The sequence below is a fragment of the Mesorhizobium sp. WSM4817 genome, from assembly GCF_055811135.1.
Genome location: NZ_JBVVQQ010000025.1, coordinates 120248 through 126024, shown reverse-complemented (window position 1 = coordinate 126024; position 5777 = coordinate 120248). Strand labels below are relative to the sequence as shown.

5 protein-coding genes are annotated in these 5777 nt (G+C 65.4%); 4 read left to right on the top strand and 1 reads right to left on the bottom strand.

The genetic code is table 11. The annotated features are described in order from the left end of the window. The 4 genes from AC0L2K_RS27800 to glcF all read left to right on the top strand — a co-directional run. On the top strand, positions 1-309 hold a 309-nt coding region (locus AC0L2K_RS27800), incomplete at its 5' end, for a hypothetical protein (RefSeq protein WP_473532897.1). Between the two features lie 33 nt (positions 310-342). After that, positions 343-1839: an FAD-linked oxidase C-terminal domain-containing protein gene (locus AC0L2K_RS27795; protein ID WP_091597500.1), complete on the top strand. Its 1497-nt coding sequence runs from the start codon at positions 343-345 to the stop codon at positions 1837-1839. A 194-nt stretch (positions 1840-2033) separates the two neighbouring features. Continuing rightward, positions 2034-3239: an FAD-binding protein gene (locus AC0L2K_RS27790; protein ID WP_473532902.1), complete on the top strand. Its 1206-nt coding sequence runs from the start codon at positions 2034-2036 to the stop codon at positions 3237-3239. 10 nt (positions 3240-3249) lie between these two features. Continuing rightward, positions 3250-4581 carry a glycolate oxidase subunit GlcF gene (gene glcF, locus AC0L2K_RS27785; RefSeq protein ID WP_473532896.1) on the top strand — a complete coding sequence of 444 codons (1332 nt, stop codon included), beginning with the start codon at positions 3250-3252 and terminating at the stop codon, positions 4579-4581. Between the two features lie 18 nt (positions 4582-4599). Here the strand turns inward: glcF and AC0L2K_RS27780 are convergent, their stop codons facing one another. Continuing rightward, the gene (locus AC0L2K_RS27780) at positions 4600-5520 is read right to left on the bottom strand and encodes a bifunctional 5,10-methylenetetrahydrofolate dehydrogenase/5,10-methenyltetrahydrofolate cyclohydrolase (protein WP_287246565.1); all 921 of its coding nucleotides are present in this window, start codon (positions 5518-5520) and stop codon (positions 4600-4602) included. Positions 5521-5777 lie beyond the last annotated feature (257 nt).

The following is a 5777-nucleotide window of genomic DNA, read 5'->3' as shown; positions in this document are numbered from 1 at the left end:
CTCTCTGGGTTTTTGTTTGTTGGTCGTCTGGGGGGGGGGGGGGGGGGTGGGGGGTGTGTTTTTTTTTTGTGGGTTTTTTTTTTTTTTTCTTTTTTTTTTTTTTTTTTTTTTGGGGGGGGGGGGGGGGGGGTTTTTTTTTTTTTTTTTTTTCCCCCCCCCCCCCCCCCCCCCCCCCCCCCCCCGCGGCCATCTCCCGTCGAGGGGGGAGAAAGTCAGCGCTTCCCTCTCGCCGACCCGCGCAAGATCGTCCCGGTATCGGCTTCCCTTTCGGCCAAAGCAGGATTTGCAACAAGCGCCTGCCGCTGGTAAAAGATTTTTACCAGTCGATCGAAGGAACTGTCGATGTCCGGCCTGCTGATGCCGAAGCCAGACGACGCCACGATGCGCCGGCGCGACGAGATCGTCGCCGATATGCGCATCATTGTGCCCGGCGAGGGCGTCGTCGACGCGGCCAATTCGATGCGCGCCTTCGAGAGCGACGGCCTCACCGCCTATCGGCAATTGCCGCTGGTCGTGGTGCTGCCCGAAACGGTGGCGCAGGTCTCGCGCGTGCTGAAATATTGCAACGACCGCAACATCCGCGTCGTGCCGCGCGGTTCCGGCACCTCGCTGTCAGGCGGTGCGCTGCCGCTGGAAGACGCCGTGCTGTTGGTGATGAGCAGGTTCAACCGCATTCTCGAGATCGATTTTCCCAACCGCATCGTCGTCGCCCAGCCGGGCGTCACCAATCTCGGCATCACCACCGCCGTCGAGCAGGAGGGCTTTTATTACGCCCCCGATCCATCCTCCCAGATCGCCTGCTCGATTGGCGGCAATGTCGCGGAGAATTCCGGTGGCGTGCATTGCCTCAAATACGGCCTCACCGCCAACAATGTGCTCGGGATCGAGATGGTGCTGATGAACGGTGAGGTGGTGCGGCTCGGTGGCAAGCATCTCGACGCGGAAGGCTACGACCTGCTCGGGGTGATGACCGGTTCCGAAGGGCTGCTCGGCGTCGTCACCGAGGTCACCGTGCGCATCCTGAAGAAGCCGGAGACGGCTCGCGCGCTGCTGATCGGCTTCCCGACCAGCGAGCAGGGCGGCCAATGCGTCGCCGATATCATCGGCGCCGGCATCATCCCGGGCGGCATGGAGATGATGGACCGCCCGGCGATCCATGCTGCCGAGGATTTCGTCCATGCCGGCTATCCCCTGGATGTCGAGGCGCTGCTGATCGTCGAACTCGACGGGCCGGGCGTCGAGGTCGATCATCTGATCGGCCTGGTTGAGGCAATCGCCTATAGGAACGGCTCGACCACATGCCGCATCTCGCAATCGGAGCAGGAGCGGCTGAGTTTCTGGGCCGGCCGCAAGGCGGCCTTTCCGGCGGTCGGCCGCATCTCGCCGGACTATTACTGCATGGACGGCACCATCCCGCGCAAGGAACTGCCGCGCGTCCTGCACGGCATGCGGGAACTCTCCGAAAAATACGGGCTCGGCGTCGCCAATGTATTCCATGCCGGCGACGGCAATCTGCATCCGCTGATCCTCTATGACGCCAACGTGCCGGGCGAGCTCGACAAGGCGGAAAGTTTCGGCGCCGACATCCTGCGGCTTTGCGTCAAGGTCGGCGGCGTGCTGACCGGCGAGCACGGCGTCGGCGTCGAGAAGCGCGACCTGATGCCGGAAATGTTCAACCAGATCGACCTCGACCAGCAGATGCGGGTCAAATGCGCATTCGACCCCAACCATCTGCTCAACCCGGGCAAGGTGTTTCCGCAGCTTCGCCGCTGCGCCGAGCTCGGACGCATGCACGTGCATCGCGGCCAGACGGCGTTTCCGGATATTCCGAGGTTTTGATGGTAGCGTCGCGGAATGGCGGTTCCTCGATCCCGCAAAGCGGGACAGAGGCGGGGGGGGGGGGGGGGGGGGGGGGGGGGGGGGGCGGCGGGGGGGGGGGGGGCGCCCCCCCCCCCCCCCGGGGGGGGGGGGGGGGCCGCCCCCCCCCCCCCCACGGAGAGGGGGTCTGCGGCCGATGTGCGCCCAGGACAGCCATGACCACCTTCACCGCCGCCACCACCGCCGAAACTCTCGCCACTGTCGCCTGGGCGGCGGCGGAAGAAACGCCGCTCGAAATCCTCGGCCATGGCTCCAAGCGTGGCATCGGCCGTCCGCTGCAGACCGAGCACACGCTCGACCTGTCGAAACTGTCAGGCGTGACGCTCTACGAGCCGGCTGAACTGGTGCTGTCAGCAAAGGCCGGCACGCCGCTCGCCGAGATCGAAAAATTACTTGCCGAAAACGGCCAGCAACTCGCTTTCGAACCACTGGACTATGGCTCGCTGCTCGGCGGCGAAAAGGGAAAAGGCACGATCGGCGGCGTACTGGCCGCGAACCTTTGCGGTCCGCGCCGGCTGAAGGCGGGGGCGGCGCGCGACCATATTCTTGGCATAGCAGCGGTTTCGGGGCGTGGCGAGGCGTTCAAATCGGGCGGCCGCGTGGTCAAGAACGTCACCGGCTATGACCTGTCCAAGCTCATGGCCAACAGCTGGGGCACGCTTGCCGTTCTTACCGACGTCACCTTCAAGGTGCTGCCCGCTGCCGAGACCGAAGTCACGCTGGCTGTGCGCGGCCTGCTCGACGATCATGCCGCGGCCGCTATGGCGCTGGCGCTCGGTTCCAGCGCCGAAGTGTCGAGTGCTGCCCATCTTCCCGAACGCGTTGCCGCACGGGTCGCCGGCGGCGGTCTCGGCAGCACCGCCGCGACATTGCTGCGCGTCGAGGGGTTCGGCCCGTCGGTCGCCTACCGCATCGCAGCGCTGAAAGATCTGCTCGGAAATGCCGGCCCGCTCGAGGAAATATCGGGGGAGACTTCGCATTCGGTCTGGCGCGATATCCGCGATTGCGCGCCGTTTGCCGACGGCCTGGAAAAGCCTGTGTGGCGCGTGTCGATGGCGCCGGCGCAAGGCCACCAGATGGTGCTGGCGCTGCGCATGCAGGCGGCCGTCGATGCCTTTTATGACTGGCAGGGCGGTCTGATCTGGCTGCGCATGGAGCATGGCGATCCCGAAGCCGATCTTCTGCGAGCAGTAGTGAGACAGTATGGCGGCGGCCATGCGACGCTGGTACGCGCCGCCCCTTCGCATCGCGCCGCTGTGCCGGTGTTCGAGCCGCAGGCGCCGCACCTGGCAGCATTGTCGGCGCGGCTCAAAGCCGAATTCGATCCGAAGGCGATCCTCAACCCCGGCCGCATGGCTTAGGAGGTACGAGATGCAGACCAATTTCTCAGCTGCCCAGCTTGCCGATCCGCATGTCGCGGAATCGGAAAAGATCCTGCGCAAATGCGTGCATTGCGGCTTCTGCACGGCCACCTGCCCGACCTATGTGACGCTTGGCAACGAACTGGATTCGCCGCGCGGGCGGATCTACCTGATCAAAGACATGCTGGAGAACGGCCGACCGGCCGACAAGCAGATCGTCACCCATATCGACCGTTGCCTGTCCTGCCTCGCCTGCATGACAACCTGCCCATCGGGCGTCAACTACATGCATCTGGTCGACCACGCCCGCGTCCATATCGAGGAAACCTACAAGCGGCCGCTGCCCGATCGGCTGACGCGCGCCATGCTGGCCTTGGTCCTGCCTTATCCCTCGCGGTTTCGCGCTGCGCTCAAGCTGGCAAAGCTCGGCCAGCCATTCGCCGGATTGCTGGAAAAGCTCCCGGCGCTGAAGCCGCTGGGTGCGATGCTCAAGCTCGCCCCGGCGTCGATTGCTGCGGCCTCGCCAATGGCTTCGCCGGGCATTCATGCCGGGCAGGGCACGAGCAAAAATGGCCGCGTCGCCATCCTTACCGGCTGCGCGCAGTCCGTGCTCGATCCCGCCATCAACGACACGACGATCGCGCTGCTGACGCGGCTCGGCGTCGAGGTCGTGGTTCCCGAGGGCGAGGGCTGCTGCGGCGCGCTGGTGCATCACATGGGCCGCGAGGCGGCAGCCCTTGCCTCGGCCAGGCGCAATGTCGACGCCTGGACGCGCGCCATCGACCAAGGCGGGCTGGATGCCATCGTCATCACTGCGTCGGGCTGCGGCACCACCATCAAAGATTATGGTTTTATGCTGCGCCTCGATCCCGCCTATGCCGACAAGGCGGCGCGGGTGTCGGGGCTGGCCAGGGACATCACCGAATATCTGGCAAGCATCGATCTGCCCGAGCCGGTGCGCAAGCCCGGCACCATCGTCGCCTATCACTCCGCCTGCTCGATGCAGCACGGCCAGAAAATCACCCGCCAGCCGAAGGAGCTTCTGGCCAAAGCCGGCTTCGTCGTGCGCGAGCCGCGCGAGGGGCATTTGTGCTGTGGCTCGGCCGGCACTTACAACATTTTGCAATCGGAGATTTCGGCTCAACTGCGTGACCGCAAGGTGAGAAATATCGAGGCGACCGGTGCTGAAATCGTCGCCACCGGCAACATCGGCTGCATCACCCAGATTGCGTCCGCCGCGAAACTGCCGGTGGTGCACACGATAAAGCTGCTCGACTGGGCCTATGGCGGGCCGCAGCCGGAGGGCGTTCCGGACAGCAGGGCAGCCGTTGCGGCGGAGTGATCCACCGGCGCTGCCGGCTTATTCCGCTGCGAGCTTGTCCACCACGCCATAGGTCGCATGGTAGCGCGCGCGCTGCCGGCTGAGCGCCACCATCGTGTTGCGCAAAAGAATCGCCACGGTGATCGGGCCGACGCCGCCCGGCACCGGCGTGATCCAGGACGCCACATGCTTGACGCTCTCGGCGTCGACGTCACCGACGATGCGGCTCTCCCCGTCCGGTCCGATCTCGGAATTGATGCCGATGTCGATGACGGCCGCACCGGGCTTGACCATGTCGGCCTTGATCAGCCGCGGCTTGCCGACGGCGACGAACAGAGCATCGGCACGCCGCGCATGCGCGGCCACCGAGCGCGTCATGTGGTGGCACACCGTCACCGTCGCGCCCTCGCTCATCAGCAGGAAGGCGATCGGCTTGCCGACGATCTCGGAGTGACCGACGATGACGACCTCGAGCCCCTTGAGATCGAGACCGGTTTCCCTGAGCAGTTCGACCGAAGCGGCGGCCGTGCAGGGTGCGAGGTCGAGCTGGTTGTAGACGATGTTGCCGATCGAGGCTGGATGCATGCCCTCGACGTCCTTGAGCGGATGCACCGCCGCTTGCAGCGTCTTGATCGGGATATGCACCGGCACCGGCCGCTGGATGATGATGCCGGTGACGCGCGGATCGGCGTTCAGGCCGTGGATCGCTGCTTCGAGTTCGCCGGCGGTGATGTCGGCGGGAAATCGTCTTTCCTCGAAGCCGATACCGGCGAGTGCCGCCTTGGCGCGCTGGTTGCGCACATAGACATCGACTGCAGCCGTGTCGCCGACGGTAATCGATATCAGTTTGGCCGGAAAGCCTTCGGCGGTTGCGATCGCTGCATCCTCGCGCACCGAGGCGATGATGCGTTGGGCGACCGGACCGCCCCGGAGATAGCGGCTGTCGTCGGACAGGGACATTGAGCAAGGCCTTTTGTCTGGAAGCGTTGCAGCCGACATAGCAAAATACAGAGGAGAATGGCAGCGAGAATGCGAACCGCCATGCCGCGGGCGCGACGTACCACCCGATCCTGTCAAACTAAACTATCCTATGGCGTCCCGGAAACAGAAAGGGGGGGGGGGGGGGGGGGGGGGGGCGCGGGGGGGGGCCGGCCCCCCCCCCCCCCCCACACCAACCGAGCGCGCCAGGGGACGGGCGCAGGCGGCGCGCGCCCCCA

Coding starts and splice junctions, on each gene's coding strand:
- AC0L2K_RS27795 (WP_091597500.1), top strand. CDS start 343: ATGTCCGGCCTGCTGATGCCGAAGCCAGACGACGCCACGATGCGCCGG.
- AC0L2K_RS27790 (WP_473532902.1), top strand. CDS start 2,034: ATGACCACCTTCACCGCCGCCACCACCGCCGAAACTCTCGCCACTGTC.
- glcF (WP_473532896.1), top strand. CDS start 3,250: ATGCAGACCAATTTCTCAGCTGCCCAGCTTGCCGATCCGCATGTCGCG.
- AC0L2K_RS27780 (WP_287246565.1), bottom strand. CDS start 5,520: ATGTCCCTGTCCGACGACAGCCGCTATCTCCGGGGCGGTCCGGTCGCC.